Origin of the sequence: Pseudomonas fluorescens (genome assembly GCF_000802965.1) — a bacterium.
Classification (GTDB): domain Bacteria; phylum Pseudomonadota; class Gammaproteobacteria; order Pseudomonadales; family Pseudomonadaceae; genus Aquipseudomonas; species Aquipseudomonas fluorescens_A.
On the sequence record NZ_JSAK01000026.1, the window covers coordinates 34,121 to 60,125 of the forward strand.

Genomic DNA, 26,005 nt, shown 5'->3' on the forward strand with positions numbered 1-26,005 from the left:
GTACCGGGCCTTGGTAGAAAAAATCAGCCTGCGATTAACTCTCGACCAGACTCTCGCGAGCTTCGTAAGCAAGGCGTACCGGGGCAAACGAACGCCGGTGAATCGGGGTCGGGCCCAGGCGTGCCAGTGCTTCCAGATGAACGGGCGTCGGGTAGCCTTTGTGGCCGCCGATGCCGTAGCCTGGGTAGATCAATTCGAAAGCAGACATTTCACGATCACGGCTGACCTTCGCGAGAATCGACGCTGCTGCAATGGCAGGGACCTTGCTGTCGCCTTTAACCACGGCTTCCGCGCGCATCGGCAGTTTCGGGCAGCGGTTGCCGTCGATCATCGCCAGTTTCGGCTGGATGTGCAGCCCGGCAATGGCGCGCTGCATGGCCAGCATGGTCGCGTGGAGGATGTTCAGCTCGTCGATCTCTTCGACTTCCGCCCGTGCAATGCACCAACTCAGGGCTTTTTCGCAGATCTCGTCGTAGAGCTTTTCGCGACGGGCTTCGGTGAGTTTCTTCGAGTCGTTCAAACCGAGAATCGGACGGTTCGGGTCAAGGATCACAGCCGCCGTCACCACAGCTCCACAGAGCGGGCCGCGACCGACTTCATCGACACCGGCAACCAATTCTTCGACTTCAGCGACCAAGGTGAAATCCAGCCCCATCTGCATGCTTGTCTTACTCATTTTACTTGGCCGATCAGGTTCAGCACTGCATCCGCAGCCTGGTTGGAGGCATCCAGACGAAGGGTCCGGTGAATTTCATCAAAACCGCGGGTTTGCTCTTCACCGCCCTCAATCAGCGGTGACAGGGTTTGCGCCAGCGCTTCGACCGTCGCCTCGTCCTGCAGCAACTCGGGCACCAACAGGCGCTGGGCCAGCAGGTTCGGCAAGGAAACGTAGGGGCTTTTCACCATGCGCTTGAGAATCCAGAACGTCAGCGGCGCAAGGCGATAGGCAACGACCATCGGCCGTTTGTACAGCAAGGCTTCAAGGGTTGCGGTTCCAGAAGCAATCAACACGGCGTCGCAGGCAGCCAGCGCCAGGTGCGACTTGCCATCGAGCAGGGTCAGCGGCAGATCGCGACCAGCGAGCAACTCTTCGAGCTGCGCACGACGCTGCGGATTGGCGCAAGGCACGATAAAACGCACACCCGGACGCAGTGCCCGCAGGCGTTGCGCCGTATCGAGAAATAACGCACCGAGACGACCCACTTCGCCGCCACGACTGCCGGGCATCAGCGCAACCAACGGCCCATCAGGCAATCCCAGTTCAGCCCGCGCAGCAGCGCGGTCAGCTTCGAGCGGAATGGCATCGGCCAGGGTGTGCCCGACAAACCGCACCGGTACGCCTTTCTCTTCGTAGAATTTCGCTTCGAAGGGGAACAGCGTAAGCATCAAGTCGCAACCTTCGCGAATCTTCAACACCCGCTTCTGCCGCCAGGCCCAGACCGACGGACTGACGTAATGCACGGTCTTGATCCCGGCCTGACGCAGCTTGAGTTCGATATTGAGGTTGAAGTCCGGGGCATCGATGCCGATGAACACGTCCGGCTTCGCAGCGATCAGGTCCGCGACCAGTTTCTTGCGCCGTGCCAGCAACTCGCGCAATCGGCCGAGCACTTCCACCAGGCCCATGACCGACAGGCGCTCCATGGGAAAATACGAAGTCAGGCCTTCAGCCTGCATCAATGGACCACCGACACCGATGAACTCGACTGCCGAGTGCTGAGCCTTGAGTGCACGCATCAGCCCCGCGCCCAGAATGTCGCCGGAAGCCTCACCCGCCACCAGCGCAATACGCAGATTGGCCATGATTAGCGGGTGATGCCGCGGGTCGATGACTGGATGGAGTCGCGGAACACTGCAACTTCCGGGAACTGGATCGACGGTTCGGCCAGTTCGGCGAGTGCCTGCTCAACGGTCAGACCCTGGCGGTAAACCACCTTGTAGGCGCGACGCAGAGCGTGGATCGCATCTTCGCTGAAACCGCGACGGCGCATGCCTTCGAAGTTCATGCTGCGAGCTTCGGCCGGGTTGCCGAACACCGTGACGTACGCTGGTACGTCCTTGCCAATGGCTGTGCCCATGCCGGAAAAGCTGTGGGCGCCGATATGGCAATACTGGTGGACCAGGGTAAAGCCGGACAGGATCGCCCAGTCTTCAACGTGCACGTGGCCAGCCAAAGCGGTGTTATTGACCAGAATGCAATGGTTGCCGATAACGCTGTCGTGGCCAATGTGGGCATAGGCCATGATCAGGTTGTGATCGCCCAGGGTGGTTTCCGAACGATCCTGAATGGTCCCACGGTGAATCGTCACGCCTTCGCGAATGACGTTGTGGTCACCAATCACCAGGCGCGTTTCTTCGCCTTTGTATTTCAGATCTGGCGTGTCCTCACCTACCGAGGAGAACTGGTAGATACGGTTGTGCTTACCGATCCGGGTCGGGCCCTTGAGGATCACGTGTGGCCCGATCACTGTTCCCTCGCCGATTTCCACACCTGCGCCGATGATCGACCACGGGCCGACCTCGACACCGTCGGCCAGGACGGCCGTCGGATCGATGATTGCGCGAGGGTCAATCAAACTCATAGTTTGCGTTCCGCACAGATGATTTCAGCGGAGCAGACTGGTTTGCCGTCGACCGAAGCCTGGCATTCGAACTTCCAGATCTGACGCTTGCAGCTCAGGAACTTCGCTTCAAGGATCAACTGATCGCCCGGCAACACCGGCTGGCGGAAGCGCAGCTTGTCGGAGCCGACAAAGTAGTAAAGGGTGCCGTCGGCCGGTTTCACGTCGAGCATTTTGAAACCAAGGATCCCGGCAGCCTGAGCCATCGCTTCGATGATCAGCACGCCCGGCATGATTGGATGCGCAGGGAAGTGACCATTGAAGAACGGTTCGTTGATGCTGACATTCTTGTAGGCGCGAATGCGCTTGCCTTCCACATCCAGATCCACGACCCGGTCCACCAGCAGGAACGGGTAACGGTGAGGCAGGTATTCGCGAATCTCGTTGATGTCCATCATTTCGGGGGGAAGCCTATGTAAAGATTGGGAGCGCGCGACTGACGCGCACTCCTCTAGCAAATCAAGGACGCAGTCTAGCGGCTGTGCACACTTGATATGGAAATGGTATCAGCCATCTGATGAAGCATTACCGTCAGGGGTCACTTCCCCTACTTGCTTTTCCAGCTGTCGCAAACGCCGCGCGATGTCATCGAGCTGACGGATACGTGCCGCGCTTTTGCGCCACTCGGCTGCCGGTTGCATCGCCGTACCGGAAGAATAGGCGCCCGGCTCGGTAATCGAGTGGGTCACCATGGTCATCCCGGTGATGAAAACGTTGTCGCAAATATCGATATGCCCCACCAGCCCTACGCCACCGGCGAGCATGCAATGCTTGCCGATTTTGGTGCTGCCGGATATTCCCACGCACGCGGCCATAGCGGTGTGATCACCGACCTGGACGTTATGGGCGATCTGAATCTGGTTGTCGAGCTTCACGCCGTTGCCAATGATGGTATCGGCCAATGCGCCACGGTCGATGGCGGTATTCACGCCAATCTCCACGTCGTCGCCAACCAGCACGCCACCGATCTGGGCAATTTTCTGCCAGATGCCCTTCTCGTTGGCAAAGCCGAAACCTTCGCCACCGAGCACGGCCCCGGACTGGATCACCACCCGCTTGCCGACGCGTACGTCGTGATACAGCGTGACACGTGGTGCGAGCCAGCCACCTTCGCCGATGACGCTACGGGCGCCGATGAAACAATGCGCGCCCACGGTCGTACCAGCAGCCACATGCGCCCCGCTTTCGATGACCACGAAGGCACCGATACTCGCCGCAGGATCAATGACTGCGTCTGGCGCAATGACCGCCGACGGATGAATACCCGGGGCTGCCTTTGGCTTGGGATCGAACAGGTGAGAAATACGAGCGTAGGCGGCGTAAGGATCAGGCACCACCAGCGCGTCCCCGGCAAACCCCTCGGCGTCAGCGGCTTTCAGCAACAGAGCTGCAGCCTGACAACCTGGCAGGTATTTACGGTATTGGGGATTTGCCAGAAAGCTCAACTGAGCTGGGCCAGCCTCCTGCAAGGTGGCTAGCCCAGTAATTGCTTTTTCCGGGTCGCCACGCAGTGTGGCGCCGAGGAACTCGGCCAACTGGCCGAGCTTGATAGTCGCGGTCATGGATTACTTCAGCTGATTCATGCGCTCGATAACCTGGCGCGTGATGTCGTACTGAGGCTTGACATCAATCACTGCGCCACGCTCGAAGACCAGGTCAAAAGCACCTTTCTTGATGACTTCTTCCACAGCGCTGTCCAGTTTCGGCTTGAGCTGCTTCAGCATTTCACGGTCAGCAACGGCTTTGGCTTCGTTCAGTTCCTTGGACTGGAACTGGAAGTCACGGGCCTTTTGCTTGAATTCAAGTTCCAGACGCTCACGCTCGCCTTGCTGCATTTTGTCGCCACCGGCCATCAGACGGTCCTGAATGCCCTTGGCGCTGCTTTCCAGCGTCTTGAGCTTGGACAGTTGAGGACCGAATTTTTTCTCGGCATCCACGGCGTACTTCTTGGCCGCATCGGATTCCAGCAGCGCCATCTGATAGTTCAGCACGGCAATTTTCATGTCGGCAAATGCCGGGCCCGCTACCAGTAGGGAAGCCAGGAGAACCAATTGAGTCAACTTACGCACGATGCACTCCTACAAAATTCATTGTCGTTATCTTGGGTCAGACGCTTAGAACGTCTGGCCGAGGGAGAATTGGAACACTTGAGTTTCAGCGTCATCCGGTTTCTTGACTGGCATGGCCAACGCAAAACTCAGAGGACCCAGTGCGGTGACCCAGGTCACACCCACACCGACGGAACTGGCCATGTTGCTCAGACTGATGTCGTTGCACTTGGTGTTGGACTTCGTGCCATCGGCGTTAACAGTATCCGAGCACGAGGAGTCGAATACGTTACCCACATCCCAGAATACCGAAGTGCGCAGGGATCGTTGATCCTTGATGAACGGCAGCGGGAACAGCACTTCAACACCACCCTGGATCAGGACGTTACCACCGAATGGCAGAGGATCCTGGTCCGGGTCAAATTGAGTACCCGCATTGCCCGTAACAAGTTGACCACGGCTCGGGGTACTGCGTGGACCCAGCGTGCTGTCCTTGAAGCCACGAACCGAGTTGAAACCACCAGCATAGTAGTTTTCATAGAATGGCAAGCCATCGGTCGAACCGTAGCCATCGCCATAACCCAATTCGGTATGCAGGCGCATGGTGTAGTTTTCGCTCAAAGGCTGGAACAACTGGCCACGGTAATCGAGCTTGAAGAACGACAGGTCGCTGCCCGGCGTAGTGGTTTCCAGCACCAGGCTTTGGGAATGACCACGGGTCGCGAGTACGCCTTTGTTCAGGGTCGATTCGGACCAGCCGGCCGAAGCCTTGAAGTTCAGGTACTTGTCGCCTTCCTTGTCAACGAAGTCGAAGATTTCATCAACGGTGTACACACCCGTCTTGATCTCGTCCTGCTGGGCAGTCAGACCGAAGGTCAGGCGCGAAGTCTCGCTGATCGGGTAACCGACGCTCACGCCCGCACCCAGGCTGTCTACGGCATAGCTGGCTACGTCGACATCAAGATCGTCATAGTCGGTGGTGCGGTAGAAGGCGTTGTAACCGAGGCTCACACCATCAGCAGTCCAGTAGGGGTCGACATAACCGAAGTTATAACGGCTCTGGTATTCGCTACGGGTCAGGCCGATGCTGACCTTGTTACCGGTACCGAGGAAGTTGTTCTGGGTGATCGAACCACCAAGGATCAGACCCGCGCTCTGGGCGAAACCGACGCTGGCGGTAATCGAACCGGAGGCTTGCTCTTCAACGCTGTAGTTGACATCAACCTGGTCATCGACGCCCGGTACTGCCGGGGTTTCAACGTTGACTTCCTTGAAGAAGCCCAAACGCTCCAGACGAGTCTTGGATTGGTCGATCAGGTAAGTTGAAGCCCAACCACCTTCCATCTGACGCATTTCACGACGCAGCACTTCGTCTTCCGACTTGGTGTTGCCACGGAAATTGATGCGGTTCACGTAGGCACGCTTGCCTGGATCGACAGCGAACATGATGTCCACGGTGTGATCTTCATCATGAGGCTGTGGCACACCGTTGACGTTGGCGAAGGTGTAACCCTCGTTACCCAGACGACGGGTGATGAGTTCAGAAGTGGTGGTCATCAGCTTGCGCGAGAACACCTGGCCTTTCTGGACCAGCAGCAGGGACTTGACCTGGTCTTCAGGGACTTTCAGGTCGCCGCTCAACTTCACGTCACGAACGGTGTACTTGTCACCTTCGTTGATGTTGACGGTGATATAGACGTGCTTCTTGTCCGGAGTGATGGACACCTGGGTAGAAGCGATATCCATGTTGATATAGCCGCGATCCAGGTAATAGGAACGCAGACGCTCCAGGTCGCCGGAGAGTTTTTCACGGGCGTACTTGTCGTCGTTCTTGAAGAACGACAGCCAGTTGGTGGTCTTGAGTTCGAACAGGTCGATCAGGTCTTCATCAGGGAAGACCGTGTTGCCCACCACGTTGATGTGCTGGATAGCCGCAACGGTGCCTTCGTTGATGTTGACCTTCAAACCTACGCGGTTACGCGGCTGTGGCACCACTTCGGTGTCCACAGTGGCCGAGTAGCGACCCTGAGCGACGTACTGGCGTTGCAGCTCGTTACGTACACCTTCGAGGGTGGCGCGCTGGAAGATCTCGCCTTCGGCCAGACCGGACTGCTTCAGGCCCTTCATCAGGTCTTCAGTGGAGATCGCCTTGTTACCTTCGATCTCGATACTGGCGACCGACGGACGCTCGACTACAGTGATGACCAGGACGTTGCCATCACGGCCCAGCTGGATATCTTGAAAGAAACCGGTTTTGAACAACGCACGAGTGGATTCCACCAGGCGACGATCATCCGCCTGTTCACCGACGTTCAACGGCAAAGCACCAAAGACGCTACCCGCGGAGACCCGCTGGAGGCCATTGACGCGAATATCAGAGATAGTGAAGGACTCGGCGTGAACTTCGGCGATCATCAATACGGTGAGAACCGCAGTTAGCAGCAGACGTTTCATGAAGTCCTTTCTTATTCCAACTGGCAATAAACAAACTGCCGCAAAATGCGGCAGATTCGCAATTCAGCGAAGTGTTACAGACGACCCAGATCATTGACCAAAGCGAGCAACATCACTCCGACCACCAAACTGATACCGATCTGTATCCCCCAACCCTGCACCCGATCCGACAAGGGACGACCACGCGCCCACTCGATCAGATAAAACAACAAATGCCCCCCATCCAGCACAGGAATGGGCAGCAAATTCAGAACGCCCAAGCTAATACTCAGATAAGCAAGGAAATTCAGGAAATCAGCAACACCCGACTGGGCCGAAGCGCCCGCCACTTTAGCAATGGTTATCGGTCCACTCAAGTTTTTTACCGAGAGCTCGCCGAACAACATTTTCTTCAGCGAATCGAGGGTCAGAACGCTCATGGTCCAAGTGCGTCGAGCCCCCTCCCCAATCGCGGCCATAGGACCGTAGCTGACCTCGCGAATCATCTCCGGTGGCCAATCGACAGCTTTTACCCCCGCGCCCAAATAACCACTCGGCGTCTTCTTGTCGCCACGTGCAGCCAGCGTGACAGGGACGTCGATTTGAGCACCATCACGCTCCACCCGCAGCATGATTTTGGTATCAGGATGCATACGGACGGTATCGACCACCTGCTGCCAGTCATCCAGCGACTTGCCATCAAGCGCCAGCAAGCGATCACCGGTTTTCAGGCCGGCAGCCTGGGCTGGGCCTTTCGAATCAAGCTCAGCCAGGACCGGCGGCAATGCCGGACGCCATGGACGGATACCCAGCGAGCGAATCGGATCCGGCTCATCAGCCCCCTTGAGCCATTTATCCAGCGCCAGCTCACGGGGTGAATCAACCGTGGAACCTTGATCACGTACCAACACCTGCAGGGAACCACTTTCCCCAAGTCGACGGACCAATTGCAAATTTACCGCAGCCCAGCCGGAAGTCGGCTCGCCGTCGATTGAAATAATTTCCTGACCGGCGTTCAAACCGGCCTTGGCGGCGATACTGCCGGACTCTACAGCACCAATGACAGGACGCACCTGCTCGGTGCCGAGCATGGCCAACACCCAGAAAAACGCCATTGCCAGCAGAAAGTTGGCGACCGGCCCTGCCGCCACGATGGCAATACGCTGGCGTACCGATTTGCGATTGAAGGATTGATCGAGCTGATCGGCCGGCACTTCGCCTTCACGCTCGTCGAGCATCTTTACGTAGCCACCCAACGGAATGGCAGCCACCACGAATTCGGTGCCTTTCTTGTCGTGCCAACGCAGCAACGGCATCCCGAAGCCTACGGAAAAGCGCAGCACTTTGACCCCACAGCGACGCGCGACCCAGAAATGGCCGAACTCGTGGAAGGTAACCAGCACACCCAGAGCCACCAGGGTGCCGACAATCATATAGAGCGCGCTCATTTACTTTCTCCGCATTCCTATCTGGTGCTGCACGGGCCAACACACTACAGCAGTTATCGCCCGTGACGACTCAACCATTGTTCGGCCAGCACACGCGCCTTCGCATCTGCCGTGAACACTGCCTCGAGATCTTCCACCGCAACTACAGGCTCGAGATTCAACACTTCCTCGATGATACTCGCGATTTCCGGGTAACGGACCCGTCCGTCGAGAAAGGCCGCAACAGCCACCTCATTCGCGGCATTCAGCATCGCCGGGGCACTGTTACCGGCTTCGGCCGCCAAACGGGCCAGACGCAAGCAAGGGAATCGCTCTTCATCGGGTGCCTGGAAGTCCAGACGCGCAATGGCAAACAAGTCCAGCGGCGCTACACCCGAATCGATTCGCTCTGGCCAGGCCAGCGCGTTGGCGATTGGCGTGCGCATGTCCGGATTACCCAGCTGGGCCAGCACCGAACCATCGATGTAGTCCACCAGGGAGTGAATCACGCTCTGTGGGTGAATCACTACTTCGACCTGGGATGGCTTGGCATCGAAAAGCCAGCAGGCTTCGATCAGCTCAAGGCCTTTGTTCATCATGCTGGCCGAATCGACCGAAATCTTGCGCCCCATGGACCAGTTCGGATGCGCGCACGCCTGCTCAGGTGAAACATGTGCCAACTCAGCCATAGGCGTCTGTCGGAACGGCCCACCAGAGGCTGTCAGCAAAATCCGACGCACCCCGACCTTGCCGAGACCACGGGCAAAATCCTGTGGCATGCACTGGAAAATGGCGTTGTGCTCACTGTCGATCGGCAACAACACCGAACCACTTTTGCGCACCGCTTGCATGAACAGTGCACCGGACATTACCAGTGCTTCTTTGTTGGCCAGCAGGATCTTCTTACCGGCCTCGACGGCCGCCAGGGTCGGACGCAAACCCGCCGCGCCGACGATGGCCGCCATGACCGCGTCGACTTCCGGATCGGCAGCGATCTGGCACAGACCTTCTTCCCCGACCAAAACACGGGTCGAAAGACCGGCTGCACGCAAATCATCCTGAAGGGTTCGGGCGGCACTGGCTTCAGGCACTACGGCGAAACGCGGCACGTGACGCACACACAGCGCCAGCAACTCACTCAACCGAGTGAAACCACTCAAGGCGAAGACTTGATAACGCTCGGGATGGCGCGCGATGACATCAAGCGTGCTCAGGCCAATTGAACCTGTCGCCCCCAGAACTGTAATCTGCTGCGGGCGGCTCACGGTGCAGCCATCCACAACAGCACGGCAAACACGGGAATCGCTGCGGTCAGGCTGTCGATCCGGTCGAGGACGCCACCGTGACCTGGAAGCAAATTGCTGCTGTCCTTGATCCCGGACTGACGCTTGAACATGCTTTCGGTGAGATCACCCACGACCGAGATAAACACGATCACGGCGGCGCCGAACAGACCTTTGAACAACTCAGCAACCGTCCAGTCGCGGAAAAACCCGACAGCTACAGTGATGACCAGACTCAGGGCCAAACCACCGTAAACGCCTTCCCAGCTTTTCCCAGGACTGACCTGCGGCGCGAGCTTGCGCTTGCCGAAAGCCCGGCCCGAGAAGTAGGCGCCGATATCGGCACCCCAGACCAACACCATCACTGCCATGATCAGCCAGTTACCCAACGGGTACTGCTTGATCTGAACCAGGCCCTGCCAGGCCGGCAGCAGAATCAACAATCCAATCACCAGCTTGCAGGCCGCACTGGCCCAATGCACGCTGGAGCGCGGATACGTCAGCACCAGATAAGTCGCAATCCCCCACCAGATCACTGACGCACCCAGGACCCAAGGCGCAAGCCCGGGAAGGAGGTGCATGACAAACAACATCAACGCGACGATAGCGGCGAAAGCAACGCGCATCGGCTGGGCGGTAAAGCCTGCCAGGCGCGCCCACTCCCAGGCACCGAGGGTCACGACCAGCCCGATGAACAAGGCGAACGCCGACCCCTCGAGCAGGAAGAAACCGCACAAGGCAATCGGCAGCAGGATCAGCGCGGTGATGATTCGTTGTTTAAGCATTAAACCCGGGCTCCAGCCTCGACCTGCTCGCTCGTTTTACCGAAGCGGCGCTGGCGAGATGCGAAATCGGCCAGCGCGTTACGCATGGCGTCGTGTTTGAAGTCCGGCCAGAACAGGTCGGAGAAATACAACTCGGCGTACGCCAGCTGCCACAGCAGGAAGTTACTGATGCGATGCTCGCCACCGGTACGGATGCACAAGTCCGGCAACGGCAGATCGCCGGTGGCCAGACAGGTTTGCAGCAGTTCCGGGGTGATGTCTTCCGGACGCAGGTGCCCAGCCTGAACTTCCCGCGCCAGGCGTTGCGCGGCTTGCGCGATATCCCACTGACCACCGTAGTTGGCAGCGATTTGCAGGACGAAACGATTGGCGCCGGCCGTCATTGACTCAGCCTCGCGCATCGCCGCCTGAAGCTCCGGATGAAAACGCGAACGGTCGCCAATGATGCGCAAACTGATGTTGTTTTCATTGAGGCGCTTGGCCTCGCGACGCAAGGCCTTGAAGAAAAGGTCCATCAAGGCACTGACTTCGTCGGCCGGGCGCTGCCAGTTCTCACTGGAAAAAGCGAACAGGGTCAATACTTCGACCCCGGCTTCAGCACACACCTCGATGACTGCACGAACCGCGTCTACACCCGCTTTATGCCCGGCGACACCCGGCATAAAGCGTTTTTTCGCCCAGCGATTATTACCGTCCATGATAATCGCGACATGGCGCGGCACCGCGGACGGTGCAGCCTGCTTGGTCTTTTCCATGAAATCGCGACCCTTATACGGCCATCAGGTCTTTTTCTTTTTGCGCCAGGTTCGCGTCGATTTGAGCCACGTACTTCTTGGTCAGATCATCGATTTCGCTGGTTGCGCGACGCTCTTCGTCTTCGCTGATTTCCTTTTCCTTGACCAGGTCCTTCAGCGAGCTGTTGGCATCACGACGGATGTTGCGCACGGCCACACGGGCATCTTCAGCGACATCACGAGCCTGCTTGGTGAAGCCCTTGCGGGTCTCTTCAGTCAGGGCAGGCATGGAGATCAGCAGCAACTCACCGAGGTTAGTCGGATTGAGGTTCAGACCAGCACTACCAATGGCTTTGTCGACAGCACCGAGCATGTTGCGCTCAAAGGCAACGACTTGCAGGGTACGGGCATCTTTAACGGTGATGTTCGCCACTTGCTTGATCGGAGTGTCAGAGCCGTAGTACGGAACCATCACACCTTCGAGAATGCTCGGGTGCGCCTGGCCGGTACGAATACGGCCGAAGTTGTGCGCCAGCGATTCCACGGATTTCTGCATACGCTCTTGAGCGTCTTTCTTGATTTCGTTGATCATTGTTGGCCTTCCTCGATCAGGGTCCCTTCAGCGCCGCCATGTACGATATTCAGCAGGGCGCCGGGCTTGTTCATGTTAAATACGCGCAGCGGCATCTTGTGGTCGCGGCACAGGCAAATGGCCGTCAGATCCATCACGCCCAGCTTGCGATCCAGTACTTCATCGTAAGTCAGATGATCGAACTTCTCGGCATGCGGGTCTTTGAATGGGTCAGCGGTGTAGACGCCATCGACCTTGGTCGCCTTGAGCACGACATCGGCATCGATTTCGATTGCACGCAGGCAGGCTGCCGAATCCGTAGTGAAGAACGGATTACCGGTACCGGCCGCGAAAATCACCACATCCTTGGAGTTCAGATGGCGCATGGCCTTGCGGCGATCGTAGTGATCGGTCACGCCGACCATGGAAATGGCCGACATCACGATGGCCGAGATATTCGCACGTTCCAGCGCATCGCGCATGGCCAGGGCGTTCATCACAGTGGCCAGCATGCCCATGTGGTCGCCCGTAACCCGATCCATGCCGGCCTTGCTCAGCGCTTCGCCGCGGAACAGGTTACCGCCGCCGATCACCAGACCGACCTGAACACCGATGCCAACCAGTTGGCCGACTTCCAGCGCCATGCGATCCAGAACTTTCGGATCGATCCCGAACTCTTCCGAGCCCATCAGGGCCTCGCCGCTAAGCTTGAGTAGAATGCGTTTATAGCGAGCCTGATAACCACTGCCCTGCTGAGCCATTGCGAATCTCTCCTGCGGCGTATTTTAAAAATTCTTTGCGAGCTGTTTTCAGCTGGCGTTCACTCTAGCTTGGCGCTGCTTCAGCGCCATCGGAACATGGCTTTGTAAGCCAGTTCCAAACGGAAACCAATTAAAAATTGGTTCCCCATCTGAAAAGAGGCTGCGCGCGTGAGCGGGCAGCCTCTTCAGGGCGACAGTTTAAAAAACTGTCTTATTGCTTGGCGGCAGCCAGCTGTGCAGCAACTTCTTCAGCGAAGTTGTCTACTGGCTTCTCGATGCCTTCGCCGACTTTGAAGTAGGTGAAGGAAACGATTTCAGCGCCGGCTTTCTTGGCCAGAGCACCAACGGTGACTTCTGGATTCATAACGAAAGCTTGTTCTACCAGGCTGGCTTCAGCCAGGAACTTGGTGATACGGCCAGCAATCATCTTCTCGACGATTTCAGCAGGCTTGCCTTTCATCTTGTCTTCGTTCAAGGACAGGAAAACGCCCTTTTCACGCTCGATGGCTTCTGGCGAAACCTGCGATGGCAGCAGGAACTCAGGGTTGCTTGCCGCCACGTGCATGGCGATCTCTTTGGCCAGCTGAACATCGCCGCCCTTGAGAACAACAGCAACACCGATCTTGTTACCGTGCAGGTAGGTGCCGACAACGTCACCCTCTACGCGAACCAGACGACGGATGTTGACGTTTTCGCCAACTTTGGCCACCAGGGCTTCACGAGCCAATTCCTGAGCGGCGATCAGCGGAGCTGCGTCGGTCAGTTTTTCAGCGAAGGCTTTTTCTACGCTGGCAGCAACGAAGTTTTTGAAGTCGTCTTGCAGGGCCAGGAAGTCGGTCTGCGAGTTCACTTCCAGCAGTACGGCGGACTTGTCGTCAGCCTTGATGGCGATAGCGCCTTCAGCGGCAACGTTGCCCGCTTTCTTGGCAGCCTTGATGGCGCCCGAAGCACGCATGTCATCAATGGCTTTTTCGATGTCGCCGCCAGCCTTGGTCAAGGCCTTTTTGCAGTCCATCATGCCTTCGCCAGTACGCTCGCGCAGTTCTTTGACCAACGCTGCAGTAATCTCTGCCATTTCAAAATTCCTCTTGGATAGGTTATCAACCATTCCACCCGATCGAACGGGCGTTCAATTCTTCCCGAACCACCCTTGTTAGCTGCCGCACGTTACAGATAGAGCAGTGGGCGCCGACAAATGGTTTTCGAGGTGGCAAAAAGGGGGCCAAGCCCCCTTTTTGCTTACTGAGTCAACGCCAGGGCGTCAATTACTCAGCTGCAGCCTGAGTTTCTTCAGCTGCGAACTCTACGGTGCCGCCGGCAACGTTGTTGCGACCACGGATTACAGCGTCAGCCATCGAACCCATGTACAGCTGGATAGCGCGGATTGCGTCATCGTTGCCTGGGATGATGTAGTCAACGCCTTCCGGGCTGCTGTTGGTATCGACTACGCCGATAACCGGGATGCCCAGCTTGTTGGCTTCGGTGATCGCGATGCGCTCGTGATCAACGTCGATAACGAACAGAGCGTCTGGCAGACCGCCCATGTCCTTGATACCACCCAGGGAACGATCCAGCTTTTCCAGGTCACGGGAGCGCATCAGCGCTTCTTTCTTGGTCAGCTTGGCGAAAGTACCGTCTTCGGCTTGTACTTCAAGGTCACGCAGACGCTTGATGGAAGCACGGATGGTTTTGAAGTTGGTCAGCATGCCGCCCAACCAGCGGTGATCGACGTACGGCGAACCGCAACGTGCTGCTTCTTCAGCAACGATCTTGCCAGCGGAACGCTTGGTGCCGACGAACAGAATCTTGTTTTTGCCCTGGGCCAGGCGCTCTACGAAAGTCAGAGCTTCGTTGAACATTGGCAGGGTTTTTTCAAGGTTGATGATGTGGATCTTGTTACGCGCGCCGAAAATGTATTTACCCATTTTCGGGTTCCAGTAACGGGTCTGGTGACCGAAGTGCACACCGGCCTTCAGCATATCGCGCATGTTGACTTGGGACATGATAGTTCCTTAATAAGTCGGGTTTGGCCTCCACGTATCCCAATGACCAACCAGCAGCATTCAGCTGAAGGCACCCAGGTCATCGTGTCGACACGTGTGTGGATTTAGGCTTTTCGGGGCATCCCCGGAAAGCGGCGCATTTTATATCACAAGGGAGAAAAAAACGGAACCCGGATTCTGAAATCCTGGTGACCACACCCCTCCATCCCTTGGAATCCGCCCAGAATGCACCATTCTATAGAGAGAAGCGATGCACAGAGGCGCAGATTTGCGCTGATCGTCTGATAGAATCGCGTTTTTCAGGGCTGCGCCGACCGTTCGCGCACCGCCCTTTTCGTCAAGAAAGCGCCATCGAGCGCAGAGAGAGCCTGTATGACCGTCACCCTCAAAACCCCCGAGGACATCGCCAAAATGCGCGTTGCCGGCAAACTGGCCGCCGATGTGCTGGAAATGATTGCCGAACATGTCAAGCCGGGCGTCACCACCGATCAACTGAACCAGATCTGCCACGACTATATCGTCAACGAACAGCAAGCCATCCCTGCCCCGCTGAACTACAAGGGCTACCCGAAATCGATTTGCACGTCGATCAACCACGTGGTCTGCCACGGCATCCCGAACGACAAGCCGCTGAAGGATGGCGATACGCTGAACATCGACGTCACCGTCATCAAGGACGGTTACCACGGCGACACCAGCCGCATGTTCCACGTCGGCACCGTGCCGGTCTGGGCCGAGCGCCTGTCGCAAGTGACGCAGGAATGCATGTACAAGGCGATCGAGATCGTCAAACCCGGCTGCCGCCTCGGTGACATCGGCGAAATTATCCAGAAGCACGCGGAAAAGAACGGTTTCTCGGTAGTCCGCGAGTTCTGCGGCCACGGCATCGGCAAGGTCTTCCACGAAGAACCACAGATCCTGCACTACGGCCGCGCGGGCACCGGCATGGAACTGAAAGCCGGCATGACCTTCACCATCGAACCGATGATCAACCAGGGCAAAGCCGACACCAAGGTACTGGGCGATGGCTGGACCGCGATCACCAAGGATCGCAAGTTATCGGCCCAGTGGGAGCACACCCTGCTGGTCACCGAAACCGGTTACGAGATCTTCACCCTGCGCAGCGATGACACCATCCCGCGCATGTCGGCCTGATCAACCACGAACAGCTCCCAGCCTTATAGAAAGGAAAGCCAATCGATGCCGCAGGTGGATCCCGAACTCTTCGACCGCGGCCAGTTCCAGGCTGAACTGGCCCTGAAGGCAAGCCCGATTGCGGCCTTCAAGAAGGCGATTCGCCAGGCCCGCGAGGTGCTCGACGGGCGCTTTCGCAGCGGCCGGGACATTCGCCGGCTGATCGAGGATCGCGCCTGGTTCGTCGACAACATCCTGCAAAAGGCCTGGGAGCAGTTCAATTGGAGTGAAGACGCCGACATCGCGCTGGTCGCGGTCGGCGGCTACGGTCGTGGCGAGTTGCACCCGTATTCCGATATCGATTTGCTGATCCTGCTGGACAGCGCCGATCACGAAGTTTTCCGCGATTCCATCGAGCGTTTTCTGACGTTGCTGTGGGACATCGGCCTGGAAGTCGGTCAGAGCGTTCGCTCGGTCGACGAGTGCGCCGTAGAGGCTCGCGCTGACCTGACGGTTGTTACCAACCTGATGGAAAGCCGCACCATCTGCGGGCCTGAGCGCTTGCGCCAACGCATGCTGGATGTCACCAGCACCGCGCACATGTGGCCGAGCAAGGACTTCTTCCTGGCCAAACGCGCCGAACAGAAGGCTCGTCACCACAAGTACAACGACACCGAATACAACCTGGAACCCAACGTCAAAGGTTCGCCCGGCGGACTACGGGATATTCAGACGATTCTGTGGGTAGCGCGCCGCGAATACGGCACCCTGAACCTGCGGGCACTGGCTGGCGAAGGCTTCCTGGTGGAGAGCGAAAACGCCCTGCTGGCTTCGTCCCAGGAGTTCCTGTGGAAAGTGCGTTACGCGTTGCACATGCTCGCCGGTCGCTCCGAAGACCGTCTGTTGTTCGACCACCAGCGCACCATCGCCAAGCTGCTGGGTTTCGAAGGCGACGACGCCAAGCAGGCGATCGAAAACTTCATGCAGCAGTATTACCGGGTGGTCATGAGCATTGCCCAGCTCAGCGACCTGATCATCCAGCACTTCGAGGAAGTCATCCTCGCCCCGGAAGACGAAGCGCCGCCGCAACCCATCAACTCGCGATTCCAGCTGCACGACGGTTACATCGAGGCGCGCAACGACAACGTGTTCCGCCGCACGCCGTTCGCCATGCTGGAAATCTTCGTGCTGATGGCCCAGCAGCCGGAAATCAAGGGGGTGCGCGCCGACACCATTCGTCTGCTGCGCGAGAATCGTCACCTGATCGACGATGATTTCCGCAACGACATCCGCAACACCAGCCTGTTTATCGAGCTGTTCAAGTGCAAGATCGGCATCCACCGCAACCTGCGGCGGATGAACCGTTACGGCATCCTCGGGCGTTACTTGCCGGAGTTCGGTTTCATCGTCGGACAGATGCAGCATGACCTGTTTCACATCTATACGGTCGACGCCCACACCCTGAACCTGATCAAGCACCTGCGTAAGTTGCAATACACCCAAGTGTCGGAAAAATTCCCGCTGGCCAGCAAGCTCATGGGCAAGCTGCCCAAACCGGAGCTGATCTACCTGGCCGGGCTGTACCACGACATCGGCAAGGGCCGGCATGGCGACCACTCGGAAATCGGCGCGGTGGATGCCGAAGCCTTCTGCCAGCGCCACCAGTTGCCAGTCTGGGACAGTCGCCTGATCGTCTGGCTGGTGCAGAACCATCTGATGATGTCGACCACCGCCCAGCGTAAGGATTTGTCAGATCCGCAAGTGATTCACGATTTCGCCCAGACTGTCGGCGATGAAACCCGTCTCGACTACCTGTACGTGCTGACCGTCGCCGACATCAACGCCACCAACCCGACCCTGTGGAATTCCTGGCGCGCCAGCCTGTTGCGCCAGCTCTACACCGAAACCAAGCGGGCACTGCGCCGCGGCCTGGAAAACCCGGTGGATCGCGAAGAGCAGATCCGCCAGACCCAGAGCGCGGCCCTGGACATCCTGGTGCGCGGCGGTACCGATCCGGACGACGTCGAACAGTTGTGGGCGCAATTGGGTGATGACTATTTCCTGCGTCACACCGCCGGTGATGTCGCCTGGCACAGCGATGCGATCCTCCAGCAGCCAGCCGACGGCGGGCCGCTGGTTCTGATCAAGGAAACCACCCAACGCGAATTCGAGGGCGGCACGCAGATCTTCATTTATGCGCCGGACCAGCACGATTTCTTCGCCGTGACCGTAGCCGCGATGGACCAGCTCAACCTGAACATTCACGACGCCCGGGTTATCACCTCCAGCAGCCAGTTCACCCTCGACACCTACATCGTGCTCGACACCGACGGCGACTCGATCGGCGACAACCCGGCACGGGTCAAGCAGATCCGCGACGGCCTGACCGAAGCCCTGCGCAACCCGGACGACTACCCGACCATCATCCAGCGTCGGGTGCCACGGCAGCTCAAGCATTTCGCCTTCGCTCCGCAGGTAACAATTCACAACGACGCGCAGCGCCCGGTGACCGTGCTCGAACTGACCGCCCCCGACCGCCCAGGTCTTTTGGCACGGATCGGCACGATCTTCCTGGAGTTCGACTTGTCGCTGCAGAACGCCAAGATCGCGACCTTGGGCGAACGCGTGGAAGACGTGTTCTTCATCACCGACGCCAACAACCAACCGTTGTCCGACCCGCTGCTGTGCAGCCGGTTACAAGATGCAATCGTCGAGCAGTTGAGCGTTAACCAGGAACCGGATATCAAACTGTCGCGCATCAGTATCTGAATTAAATACCCCCTGTGTAGGAGCCGGCTTGCTGGCGATGGCATCACCTCGGTGTGTCAGGTGTGTCGCAGCGATGCAATCGCCAGCAAGCCGGCTCCTACGGAGTGGTGGTTTTCACATTGAACGAGATCGACCGATGAACAACGCTCTGACCCAGCTCCAGCCCTACCCGTTCGAAAAGCTCCGTGCCCTGCTTGGCAGCGTCACGCCAAACCCGGACAAGCGCCCAATCGCGCTGTCGATCGGCGAGCCAAAGCATCGTTCACCAAGCTTCGTCGCCGAAGCCTTGGCCAGTAATCTGGAAAAAATGGCCGTCTACCCGACCACCCTCGGGATCCCGGAGCTGCGGGAAGCCATCGCCGCCTGGTGCGAGCGTCGCTTCAGCGTCCCGAACGGCTGGCTCGACCCGGCGCACAACGTACTGCCAGTCAACGGCACCCGCGAAGCGCTGTTCGCCTTCACCCAGACCGTGGTCAACCGTGGCGATGACGCGCTGGTGGTCAGCCCGAACCCGTTCTATCAGATTTACGAAGGTGCGGCGTTCCTCGCCGGGGCCAAGCCGCATTACCTGCCATGCCTGGACGAAAACGGCTTCAATCCGGATTTCGACGCGGTCTCGCCAGACATCTGGAAACGCTGCCAGATCCTGTTCCTGTGCTCGCCAGGCAACCCGACCGGCGCGCTGATCCCGGTCGATACCCTGAAAAAGCTGATCGCCCTGGCCGATGAATACGACTTCGTAATCGCCGCAGACGAGTGCTACAGCGAACTCTACTTTGATGAACAAACCCCGCCACCTGGTCTGCTAAGCGCTTGCGTGGAACTGGGTCGCAAGGACTTCAAGCGTTGCGTGGTGTTCCACAGTTTGTCCAAGCGTTCCAACTTGCCGGGCCTGCGTTCTGGCTTCGTTGCGGGTGACGCGGACATTCTCAAAGGTTTCCTGCTCTATCGCACCTACCACGGCTGCGCGATGCCGGTTCAGACGCAACTGGCCAGCGTTGCCGCGTGGAACGACGAGGTGCACGTTCGCGCCAACCGTGCTTTGTACCGTGAGAAGTATGACGCGGTGCTGGAGATCCTCAGCCCGGTAATGGATGTGCAACGTCCGGACGGTGGTTTTTACTTGTGGCCAAATGTGGCCGGTGAAGATGCAGCCTTCTGCCGCGATCTGTTCGAGCAGGAGCATGTGACCGTGGTGCCGGGTTCCTACCTGTCGCGGGACGTCGATGGCGTCAATCCGGGCGCGGGCCGAGTGCGCATGGCACTTGTGGCGCCATTGGCGGAGTGCGTCGAAGCGGCTGAACGCATTCGTGATTTCATAAACCGCCGCAAGTAACATTAACTAAGCCTGTACTGTGCAATGCAGTACAGGCCTTCAAAGAAACATAGCGCATTAATCGCAACTACATCCCCTACAGCTTTTTAGTTAACCTCGCACCCCTAACATTGAAACACCTAAACTAACTCAACAATCTACATCAATAGAGTTCACACTCTTAAGACACCAACTATAAAATTCTAAACAAGCAAAAACACGGAAGTTACTATGCAAACCATTAAACCTTGCCACATCCAATCGCCACCCAGCATTCAAGCCTCTTATGAAGCAGCCATTACCGAAAATCCGGAAAATGCGTCTAGTACATCATCGGGCCGCGGCAAAAGGGCCGTGGGCGAACACAATAAATACTGGCTATCTGGACGGACGTTAAAAATCGCGATAACCGATTACGAGGATGGTGGATTTGAAATAGTCAAAAATGCCATTAGCCAATGGCAACCTTACGTTAACTTAAAGTTTGAGTTTACTAAACTCACTGACGAACGTTACGAAGGAGACATTCGGATTGACCTGGCTCCGCAATATGACACGGTCGCAAGTTCTGCAATAGGGACTGACGCTTTGACAGTTCTCGCTCATCTTCCGACGATGGGTCTGGGCGTGGAATATACATCCACCTCATACGAAGGCACTGTCATCCACGAGTTCGGACACGCTTTGGGCTTTGCCCATGAGCATCAACATCCCGATGCAGACATTCCGTGGCATAAAGAGAATACCTACCAGTTCTATCAACAAAATTATGGCTGGTCTAAAGCAGCCGTTGACAACCATGTATTCCCGCTTCCTCGCCGAACCGACCGAACCTATACACCCTATGACCGGCATTCGGTCATGCACTACCCAATCATCAATACGTGCACTGTTGGCGACTGGGAACAAGCGGACAACCTCCAAATCAGTGCTGGCGACAAAGCGCTCGCGCGCGCAGCTTATCCCTGATCAAGAAAGACTAACGGGGCATGCTTACTTGACCTGCCCGAGCTTGGCCTCACTCAAATCCAGTTCCCCCAGCACCTCACGCAACACGTCGTCACCAATCTGGTGCTGACGACTGAGGCTATATAACTCCAGGCGCTGCGCCCGCAGCGCCTTCAAGCGCAATCGCCGCTCCAGCAAGTCCATCTGAAACGCCAGTGCCTGGGCTTCCGCCGAATCGTTGAACACCTCAAGTTGATGTCGATACTCGGACATGATCCGCGCCTTGAGTTCTGCCGCCAGCGCTGACTGTGCGGCATCCTGAGGGCTGACCTCTTCTGTTTCGAGCGCATGAATGGCCGCTTCAGCGGTCTTGCGCCACGCATCGCGCACTTCATTGCGGCGCTTGTCGTCGGGGCTCTTGTCGATGCCGCGCAGCAGCAAGGGCAAGGCAATGCACGCGGCAATCAGTGACAGCAGAATGACCCCGGCGGCGATAAAAATAAGCAGGTCACGCTCGGGAAATGCGTCGGCGCCCATGAGCATCGGCACCGACATCACACCCGCCAGCGTCACAGCACCGCGCACCCCGCCGACCGTCAACAACCAGCAGGAGCGCGCGCTCGGCACCCGGGTTATCTCATCCTTGCCACGCCAGCGCCGCAGCAGAATGGACAGGCGCCAGATGCTCTGCACCCAGACAAACCGTAACACCAGCAACACCAGGAAAATCGCCACCACGTCGAGGCAGCGATAGAACAACGTCGGCCACAACGACGTTTCGTGACTGGCCACGGCTTTGATGATGTCAGGCAATTGCAGGCCCAGCAGCAGGAAGATCAAGCCGTTGAAGGCGAATTCCAGCAATGCCCAGACACTGCGGTTGAGCAACCGGGTGTTGGTCTGGCGCGGCAGCAGATCGAGCCAGCTCTGCATCATCCCCGCCGCTACTGCCGACAGAATGCCGGACGCGCCCACGCGCTCGGCCAACACGTAGGCAGCGAACGGCAGTAACAACATGAAGACCACGTGGGTCGCCGGGTCATCCCAACCGCGGGCGATCATCCACGAGCGCATACGTCCGACCAGCCAGCTCAACGCCACGCCAATGGCCAGGCCTCCGATTGCCACCAACAGGAAAGTGACACTGGCATTGGCCAGCGAGAACACGCCGGTCACCGCCGCAGCCAAGGCAAACTTGAACGTCACCAGGCCCGAAGCATCGTTCATCAACGCCTCGCCCTGGAGCATGTGCATCAGCGGTGTCGGCAAGCGATTCTGGGAGATCGCCGACACCGCCACGGCGTCCGTGGGCGACAGCACCGCTGCCAAGGCAAAAGCCACGGGCAGCGGAATACTCGGCAGCAACCAGTGGATGAAATACCCGGCGCCGACCACGGTAAACAAAACCAAACCCACCGCCAGCGTCAAGATCGGCCCGCGCAGTTGCCAGAACTCACGTTTTGGCATGCGCCAGCCGTCGGAAAACAACAGCGGTGGCAAGAATAGAAACAGAAACAACTCGGGATCGAGAGCCACGTGCAGCCCAAGCGTCGGCCAGGCGAGCAAGGCACCCGCAGCAATTTGTACCAACGGTAACGGTAGCGGAATCACCCGTCCGATCAGGCGTGAAACGCCGACCAGCATCAACAGGATCAGGACGGTATAAGCGGTTTGCATAAAGCGTGGTTCCCGGGCAATCGACAGCATAGAAGTGCCATATTAGCCGCTTAGACTGCTCGCTGGCCTTTGCACCAATGTCGCACCCGCAATCACTGCAATCCTTGTGGGAGCCGAGCTTACTCGCGATGGCGGCGTATCAGTCGACATGGATGTTGAATTTAATGCCGTTATCGCGAGCAAGCTCGCTCCCACAGGATTTGCGCTTCCATGGCATAATCCGGCACCTTTTATTTCCGGCACCTGTAAAGGGGGCGATTCCTTGACTGTTTCAAGTAAAACGTTGCACCTTTTCGGCATCAAAGCCTGCGACACCATGAAAAAGGCGCGCACCTGGCTCGATGAACACGCTGTCAGCTATGACTTCCATGATTACAAAGCGGTCGGTATCGACCGTGAACACTTGACCCAATGGTGCAACGAGCACGGCTGGGAAGTGGTGTTGAACCGTGCAGGCACGACCTTTCGCAAGCTCGACGACGAACGCAAAGCCGATCTCGACCAGTCGAAAGCCATCGAACTGATGCTCGCACAACCTTCGATGATCAAGCGCCCGGTGCTCGATCTCGGTGACCGAACCCTGATTGGCTTCAAGCCAGATATCTACGCGGCCGCGCTCAAGTAAGCAGCCCGTTTCAATTTGTTAGAGGTATCAACATGTCCACTACCCCGTTCAGCCTGGCCTTTGGTGTCGGCACTCAAAACCGTCAAGGCGCATGGCTGGAAGTGTTTTACGCGCAGCCACTGCTCAACCCTTCCGTTGAGCTGATCGCCGCTGTTGCGCCGATCCTGGGTTACACCGACGGCAACCAGGCCATCACCTTCACCACCGCTCAGGCTTCGCAACTGGCCGAAGCCGTAAAAGGCGTCGACGCTGCCCAGGCAGCTTTGCTGACCCGCCTGGCCGAGAGCCACAAGCCGCTAGTCGCCACGATCCTGGCCGAAGACGCTCAACTGACTTCCACGCCTGAGGCTTACCTCAAGCTGCACCTGCTGTCCCATCGCCTGGTCAAGCCGCATGGCCTGAACCTGGCGGGCGTGTTCCCGCTGCTGCCAAACGTAGCCTGGACCAGCCAGGGCGCAATCGACCTGGCTGAACTGGCCGAGCATCAACTGGAAGCACGCCTGCGTGGCGAGTTGCTGGAAGTGTTCTCGGTGGACAAGTTCCCGAAAATGACCGACTACGTGGTTCCGGCCGGCGTGCGTATCGCTGACGCGGCGCGTCTGCGCCTGGGCGCCTACGTTGGGGAAGGCACCACCGTGATGCACGAAGGTTTCGTCAACTTCAACGCCGGCACCGAAGGCCCGGGCATGATCGAAGGCCGCGTCTCCGCTGGCGTGTTCGTCGGCAAGGGTTCGGACCTGGGCGGCGGTTGCTCGACCATGGGCACCCTGTCGGGCGGCGGCAACATCGTGATCAAGGTTGGCGAAGGCTGCCTGATCGGCGCCAACGCCGGTATCGGTATCCCGTTGGGCGACCGCAACACCGTTGAGTCGGGCCTGTACGTCACTGCCGGCACCAAAGTGGCCCTGCTGGACGAGAAAAATCAGCTGGTCAAAGTCGTGAAGGCCCGTGAACTGGCCGGTCAGCCGGACTTGTTGTTCCGTCGCAATTCGGAAACCGGTGCCGTGGAGTGCAAAACCCACAAATCGGCGATCGAACTGAACGAAGCGCTGCACGCTCACAACTAAGCCACACGATCCCCTGCACCTTTGTAGGAGCGAGCCTGCTCGCGATGGACGTCAACGATAACGCGAGGCATCAGACAGCCCGTGTCGTCCATGCGATCATCGCGAGCAGGCTCGCTCCTACAGGGGCCAGGCGTACAGGCGAATAGCATGATGATTCCCTCTCCCTGGCGCGCCGATTTTCCGGCCATCGCCGCCCTGCAACGGCAAGACCAGACCTATCTGGACAACGCCGCCACCACGCAAAAACCTCAAGCCTTGCTGGATGCCCTGGCGCATTACTACGCCAATGGCGCGGCCAACGTGCATCGGGCGCAACACTTGCCCGGCGCCCACGCCACCCAGGCGTTCGAGGACAGCCGCCGCAAAGCCGAGCAATGGCTCAACGCCGGTGATTGCGGGCAGATCATCTTTACCCACGGCGCGACTTCCGCGCTGAACCTCCTGGCCTATGGCCTGGAACACTCATTCAATCCGGGCGATGAAGTTGTCATCAGCGCCCTGGAGCACCACGCCAACCTGCTGCCATGGCAGCAACTGGCCCATCGTCGCGAGCTGAAACTGGTTATCCTGCCGCTGGATACCGACGGTGTGATCGACCTTGACACTGCCGCGCAACTGATCGGCCCACGCACGCGCCTGCTCGCGGTCAGTCAGCTATCCAACGTAATCGGCGCCTGGCAACCACTGCCGGCGTTGTTGGCGCTGGCCAAGGCACAAGGCGCGCTGACCGTCATCGATGGTGCTCAAGGCGTGGTCCATGGCCGGCATGACGTGCAGGCGCTGGGTTGCGACTTCTACGTGTTTTCCAGCCACAAGCTCTACGGGCCTGATGGCCTCGGCGTATTGTTCGGGCGCAATGAAGCTCTGCAACAACTGCGCCCTTGGCAATTCGGCGGCGAGATGGTGCTGGACGCCAACTATCACGACGCACGCTTTCGCCCCGCGCCGCTGGGTTTTGAAGCGGGGACGCCGCCGATCTCCAGTGTGATTGGATTGGGCGCGACACTGGATTATCTCGCCGGACTCGATCAAGACGCCGTGTCCGCCCATGAAGCGGCGTTGCATGACTATTTGCTCAAGGGCCTTGAGTCGCGCAACGGCATCCGCCTGCTGGGCAAACCACAAGTGGCATTGGCCAGTTTTACCGTCGAGGGTGTGCATAACTCGGATCTCGCGCATTTGCTGACCGAGCAGGGGATCGCCGTTCGCGCCGGTCATCACTGCGCCATGCCATTGCTCAAAAGCTTCGAACTGGCCGGAGCGATTCGGGTTTCGTTGGCGCTTTACAATGACTCCGAAGATCTGGAACGGTTCTTTGAGGCGCTGGATCAGGCACTGGAGTTATTGCGATGAACTTGCCCGCCGATGCCGTTAGTGCACTCGAAACCTTTCAGGCTGCCGCTGGCTGGGAACAGCGGGCGCGACTGCTGATGCAATGGGGCGAGCGCCTGCCTACGTTGAGCGATGAACAGATGTGCGACGCCAACCGGGTGCACGGCTGTGAAAGCCAGGTGTGGCTGACAGGCGAATTGCGCGACGGCCATTGGCAGTTCAGCGCCAACAGCGATGCGCGGTTGATTCGCGGGTTGGTGGCGTTGTTGCTGGCGCGGGTCAATGGCTTGTCCGCTGCCGAGTTGCAACAGGTGGATTTGCCGGAGTGGTTTAATCAACTGGGGCTGGGGCGGCATTTGTCGCAATCGCGCAGTAATGGTTTGAATGCAGTGCTTCAGCGGATGCGCGAATTGGCCCTCGCGGGTGCATGATGATTGTTCGGCGCTACACCACTCTGTAGGAGCCGGCTTGC

General features: G+C 58.2%; 24 protein-coding genes. 8 read left to right on the forward strand and 16 right to left on the reverse strand.

Annotated features, from left to right (window positions below):
* Positions 1-34: 34 nt before the first annotated feature.
* The 15 genes from rnhB to rpsB all read right to left on the reverse strand — a co-directional run bounded on the left by rnhB (position 35) and on the right by rpsB (position 14,666).
* The gene (gene rnhB / locus NL64_RS20480) at positions 35-661 is read right to left on the reverse strand and encodes a ribonuclease HII (protein WP_034149888.1); all 627 of its coding nucleotides are present in this window, start codon (positions 659-661) and stop codon (positions 35-37) included.
* Positions 662-672: 11 nt separating this feature from the next.
* Complete coding sequence (gene lpxB / locus NL64_RS20485) at positions 673-1,803, reverse strand: lipid-A-disaccharide synthase (RefSeq protein ID WP_034149889.1); 1,131 nt, start codon at positions 1,801-1,803, stop codon at positions 673-675.
* 2 nt (positions 1,804-1,805) lie between these two features.
* Positions 1,806-2,582 (reverse strand): acyl-ACP--UDP-N-acetylglucosamine O-acyltransferase, encoded by a 777-nt coding sequence (gene lpxA, locus NL64_RS20490; protein ID WP_034149890.1) that lies wholly within the window; start codon positions 2,580-2,582, stop codon positions 1,806-1,808.
* Positions 2,579-3,019 carry a 3-hydroxyacyl-ACP dehydratase FabZ gene (fabZ, locus tag NL64_RS20495; protein ID WP_007907157.1) on the reverse strand — a complete coding sequence of 147 codons (441 nt, stop codon included), beginning with the start codon at positions 3,017-3,019 and terminating at the stop codon, positions 2,579-2,581. The genes lpxA and fabZ overlap by 4 nt, the downstream gene beginning before the upstream one ends.
* 108 nt (positions 3,020-3,127) lie before the next feature.
* Positions 3,128-4,183, reverse strand: coding sequence for a UDP-3-O-(3-hydroxymyristoyl)glucosamine N-acyltransferase (gene lpxD / locus NL64_RS20500; RefSeq protein WP_034149891.1), 1,056 nt, complete (start codon positions 4,181-4,183; stop codon positions 3,128-3,130).
* A 3-nt stretch (positions 4,184-4,186) separates the two neighbouring features.
* Positions 4,187-4,690 carry an OmpH family outer membrane protein gene (locus NL64_RS20505; RefSeq protein WP_034149892.1) on the reverse strand — a complete coding sequence of 168 codons (504 nt, stop codon included), beginning with the start codon at positions 4,688-4,690 and terminating at the stop codon, positions 4,187-4,189.
* A gap of 45 nt (positions 4,691-4,735) precedes the next feature.
* Positions 4,736-7,123 (reverse strand): outer membrane protein assembly factor BamA, encoded by a 2,388-nt coding sequence (gene bamA, locus NL64_RS20510; protein ID WP_034149893.1) that lies wholly within the window; start codon positions 7,121-7,123, stop codon positions 4,736-4,738.
* A gap of 74 nt (positions 7,124-7,197) precedes the next feature.
* Positions 7,198-8,550 carry a sigma E protease regulator RseP gene (gene rseP, locus NL64_RS20515; protein WP_034149894.1) on the reverse strand — a complete coding sequence of 451 codons (1,353 nt, stop codon included), beginning with the start codon at positions 8,548-8,550 and terminating at the stop codon, positions 7,198-7,200.
* A 53-nt stretch (positions 8,551-8,603) separates the two neighbouring features.
* Complete coding sequence (ispC, locus tag NL64_RS20520; RefSeq protein ID WP_034149895.1) at positions 8,604-9,794, reverse strand: 1-deoxy-D-xylulose-5-phosphate reductoisomerase; 1,191 nt, start codon at positions 9,792-9,794, stop codon at positions 8,604-8,606.
* Positions 9,791-10,597 carry a phosphatidate cytidylyltransferase gene (locus tag NL64_RS20525; protein WP_034149896.1) on the reverse strand — a complete coding sequence of 269 codons (807 nt, stop codon included), beginning with the start codon at positions 10,595-10,597 and terminating at the stop codon, positions 9,791-9,793. The genes ispC and NL64_RS20525 overlap by 4 nt, the downstream gene beginning before the upstream one ends.
* Positions 10,597-11,352 carry a polyprenyl diphosphate synthase gene (gene uppS / locus NL64_RS20530; RefSeq protein ID WP_034149897.1) on the reverse strand — a complete coding sequence of 252 codons (756 nt, stop codon included), beginning with the start codon at positions 11,350-11,352 and terminating at the stop codon, positions 10,597-10,599. Before uppS ends, NL64_RS20525 begins: the two co-directional genes overlap by 1 nt.
* 13 nt (positions 11,353-11,365) lie before the next feature.
* On the reverse strand, positions 11,366-11,923 hold the full coding sequence (frr, locus tag NL64_RS20535) for a ribosome recycling factor (protein ID WP_034149898.1): 558 nt from the start codon (positions 11,921-11,923) through the stop codon (positions 11,366-11,368).
* A complete protein-coding gene (pyrH, locus tag NL64_RS20540; RefSeq protein ID WP_003222124.1) occupies positions 11,920-12,663 on the reverse strand; it encodes a UMP kinase in 744 nt (247 codons plus the stop codon). Before pyrH ends, frr begins: the two co-directional genes overlap by 4 nt.
* 211 nt (positions 12,664-12,874) lie before the next feature.
* Complete coding sequence (tsf, locus tag NL64_RS20545; protein WP_034149899.1) at positions 12,875-13,738, reverse strand: translation elongation factor Ts; 864 nt, start codon at positions 13,736-13,738, stop codon at positions 12,875-12,877.
* A gap of 190 nt (positions 13,739-13,928) precedes the next feature.
* Entirely contained in the window at positions 13,929-14,666 is a 738-nt protein-coding gene (rpsB, locus tag NL64_RS20550; protein ID WP_003222119.1) for a 30S ribosomal protein S2, read from the reverse strand.
* A gap of 372 nt (positions 14,667-15,038) precedes the next feature.
* Between rpsB and map the strand changes: the two genes are divergently transcribed.
* From map to NL64_RS20570, 4 genes are all read left to right on the forward strand, one after another.
* A complete protein-coding gene (gene map, locus NL64_RS20555) occupies positions 15,039-15,821 on the forward strand; it encodes a type I methionyl aminopeptidase (RefSeq protein ID WP_034149900.1) in 783 nt (260 codons plus the stop codon).
* Positions 15,822-15,866: 45 nt separating this feature from the next.
* The gene (locus tag NL64_RS20560; protein WP_034149901.1) at positions 15,867-18,569 is read left to right on the forward strand and encodes a [protein-PII] uridylyltransferase; all 2,703 of its coding nucleotides are present in this window, start codon (positions 15,867-15,869) and stop codon (positions 18,567-18,569) included.
* A 136-nt stretch (positions 18,570-18,705) separates the two neighbouring features.
* The gene (gene dapC, locus NL64_RS20565) at positions 18,706-19,905 is read left to right on the forward strand and encodes a succinyldiaminopimelate transaminase (protein WP_034149902.1); all 1,200 of its coding nucleotides are present in this window, start codon (positions 18,706-18,708) and stop codon (positions 19,903-19,905) included.
* Between the two features lie 210 nt (positions 19,906-20,115).
* Entirely contained in the window at positions 20,116-20,853 is a 738-nt protein-coding gene (locus tag NL64_RS20570; protein ID WP_034149903.1) for a M12 family metallopeptidase, read from the forward strand.
* A 24-nt stretch (positions 20,854-20,877) separates the two neighbouring features.
* Here NL64_RS20570 and NL64_RS20575 read toward each other — a convergent pair whose 3' ends face one another.
* Positions 20,878-22,509, reverse strand: a complete 1,632-nt coding sequence (locus NL64_RS20575; protein ID WP_034149904.1) for a Na+/H+ antiporter — start codon at positions 22,507-22,509, stop codon at positions 20,878-20,880.
* A gap of 262 nt (positions 22,510-22,771) precedes the next feature.
* On the opposite strand from NL64_RS20575, the gene NL64_RS20580 reads away from it, so the two are divergent.
* The 4 genes from NL64_RS20580 to NL64_RS20595 all read left to right on the forward strand — a co-directional run bounded on the left by NL64_RS20580 (position 22,772) and on the right by NL64_RS20595 (position 25,964).
* Positions 22,772-23,134, forward strand: a complete 363-nt coding sequence (locus NL64_RS20580) for an ArsC family reductase (protein WP_008057297.1) — start codon at positions 22,772-22,774, stop codon at positions 23,132-23,134.
* Between the two features lie 32 nt (positions 23,135-23,166).
* Positions 23,167-24,201, forward strand: a complete 1,035-nt coding sequence (gene dapD, locus NL64_RS20585) for a 2,3,4,5-tetrahydropyridine-2,6-dicarboxylate N-succinyltransferase (RefSeq protein WP_034149905.1) — start codon at positions 23,167-23,169, stop codon at positions 24,199-24,201.
* A 147-nt stretch (positions 24,202-24,348) separates the two neighbouring features.
* Positions 24,349-25,554 carry an aminotransferase class V-fold PLP-dependent enzyme gene (locus NL64_RS20590; RefSeq protein WP_034149906.1) on the forward strand — a complete coding sequence of 402 codons (1,206 nt, stop codon included), beginning with the start codon at positions 24,349-24,351 and terminating at the stop codon, positions 25,552-25,554.
* A complete protein-coding gene (locus NL64_RS20595) occupies positions 25,551-25,964 on the forward strand; it encodes a SufE family protein (RefSeq protein ID WP_034149907.1) in 414 nt (137 codons plus the stop codon). Before NL64_RS20590 ends, NL64_RS20595 begins: the two co-directional genes overlap by 4 nt.
* Positions 25,965-26,005: the final 41 nt, after the last annotated feature.